Origin of the sequence: Synechococcus sp. R8-2 (assembly GCF_047461715.1) — a bacterium.
Classification (GTDB): domain Bacteria; phylum Cyanobacteriota; class Cyanobacteriia; order Thermostichales; family Thermostichaceae; genus Thermostichus.
On sequence record NZ_JANSHQ010000614.1, the window covers coordinates 1 to 2,407 of the forward strand.

Sequence of the window (2,407 nt, forward strand, 5' to 3'; positions counted from 1 at the left end):
TCAGCGTAAATGTATCAGCCTTTCTCTGTAGACGTTCGATTGCACCTAAAAAATTGCCCCGCCCATCACCGGGCGGGGTTATTGCTGCATCCTCAGGCCAGCTTAAACTGCCTCTGGAACTTTGGCCTCTTCCGCCGCCACTTCCTGCACCACGATCTTGCCCCGGAACACCACGTAGTTGTAGATGTTGTAGGACAAGATAACCGGGATCAGAAAGCCAATAAAGGTGAGCATAAACACCAGGGAGCTGGGGGAGGCCGCCGCTTCGTAGATGGTGACGCTGGGGGGAATAATGTTGGGGAAAACCATGAACCCCAAGCCGACAAAAGAAAGTGCAAAAATCAAAAAGGTGTAAACCAAAACGCTATTTTCTTCCCGCCGGCGCAGGCTGCGCAGCAACAACGCCACCAACAAAAGTCCCAGAACTGGGATGGCAGCAAAGATGTAGAAAAGAGGGGGCGAGAAAAGCTGAGCACGCGCCTGCTCGGACATGATAGGAGTGCTGATGGTGATAAACACTGCCCCCAGTAAAGTTGTCCAGGTGGCGATGGTTGCCGTCTTGTAGTAGGTTTCCTGAAGCTCGCCGGTGGTCTTAACGATTAGGTAGGCTGAGCCGATTAACACATAGCCCTGGATCAAAGTAAGAGCCACCAACAGCGTGCGCCAGGTCAGCCAATCCCAGGGGCTGCCGGCAAAGTGGCCGGCTTCGTCCACGCGGATCCCTTCGAAGACGCTGCCCAAGGCAAATCCCTGGCCCAAGGCTGCCAAAAAGCTGCCCACTCCAAAGGCCAGGTTCCACACCAACTTGTTGTCGGCGTTTTCCCGAAACTCGAAGGAAACGGCCCGCAAGATCAGGCCCACCACCATGATCACCAAGGGTATGTAGAGGGCATTGAGAATGGTGGCGTAGGCGAGAGGAAAAGATCCAAATAGGGATCCCCCCATCAACACCAGCCACGTCTCGTTGGCATCCCAAACATTGCCCAAGCTGGTCATGAGAATGCTGCGCCGCGTCTCGCTGGAGGCCGTCAGGGAGAGGATACCAACTCCCAGATCAAACCCGTCCAGCAGAACGTAGAGAAATAGGAATAGGCCCAGGATAAAAAACCAAACCTGGGGCAGAAACCGCTGTAAAGGCTCAAAAGATTCCATCGCTGTTCCCTCTGCTTTGAGTATTTCTGACCAGTGCGAGACAGTTCCCGATGGCGATCCCCAGTCCCTCTCCCTCTAGGGAAGGGAAGTTGGGAGTTGACGTAGCGAAGGGTTTCACTGCTGTGGGGAATGGGCCTGCTACGTTGCCCTGTTGCTACTTGGAGTCACCAGTTAGATGGCTACCAAACTGCTGCTACCGAGCTTCTGCAGGACGGCGATCTGGCTCGTGGCGGGCAGGCTCGACCACGATCACCGGCTGCGTTGCCGGGACAGGGGCGGGCAACTCCAGGTTTGGCCCTTCGCGGATGATGCGGCTGCCAAAGTAGAGAGCGGCAACGAAGAACACAGTGTACAACGCGGTCAGGCCAACCAGAGAAAACAGCACTTCTCCTGCCGGCAGGGGCGAAACCGATTCCACCGTGCGCAGTTGTCCATACACAATCCAGGGCTGCCGACCCACACAGCGGACGATCCAACCGGTTTCAACGGCGATGTATCCCAGGGGTGCTGCGAAGATCCAAGCTCTCATCAGCCACTTTTGCTGAGAAAGGGCCTCCACTGAGAGCTTGCCCCTCAGCCATTGCACAAGGGTAACTCCGACAAGCCCGGCCAGAAAAAGACCAATGGCCACCATCGTTCTGAAGGAGTAGTAGATCAGGCCGACCATGTGGGGACGATTTTGGGGATCCCAGCTTTTGAGCCCTTGAATGGGTCGATCCAAGCGGGGCTTGAACTCCAGCAGATAGCCCAGCGCGCCGGGGATCTTCACCTCCCACTCGTTGCGCTCTTCGCGGTCGTTGGGCACAGCCAACAGGCTCCAGTCTGCCCGCTCGCCGGCAGGGATCGTCTCCCACTGGGCCTCCATGGCCGCCAGCTTGGCCGGCTGATAGCGATAGACTTGCTCCGCGCTCAGATGGCCGACGAACACCTGCAAAGGGGCGACCACTAGGGTCATTGCCAAGACCACTTTGAGGGAGCGGGAGAAGAACTCGCTGTGCCGCCGCTTGAGAATGTACCAGGCACTGATGCCACCGATAACAAACAAAGAGGTTTCCAAGGTGGCAAAAAACATGTGCAGAAAGCTGTTGACCATGAAGGGGTTGACAATAGCTTGCAGGTAGTCCCGCACCACAAATTTCCCATCGACGAACACGCCACCTGCCGGCGTCTGCAGCCAAGAGTTGGCCGTCAGGATCCAAAAGGTGGAGAGGTTGGCGCCAAAAGCCACCAGGATCGTCGAGATCCAGTGAATCAC

2 protein-coding genes are annotated in these 2,407 nt (G+C 56.5%); both read right to left on the minus strand.

What is annotated here, in order from left to right; genetic code table 11:
- Positions 1–102: 102 nt before the first annotated feature.
- Entirely contained in the window at positions 103–1,152 is a 1,050-nt protein-coding gene (cydB, locus tag NW819_RS13085; RefSeq protein WP_414414009.1) for a cytochrome d ubiquinol oxidase subunit II, read from the minus strand.
- A gap of 193 nt (positions 1,153–1,345) precedes the next feature.
- Positions 1,346–2,407, minus strand: a 1,062-nt coding sequence (locus tag NW819_RS13090; RefSeq protein ID WP_414414010.1) for a cytochrome ubiquinol oxidase subunit I, incomplete at its 5' end; no start/stop codon positions are given.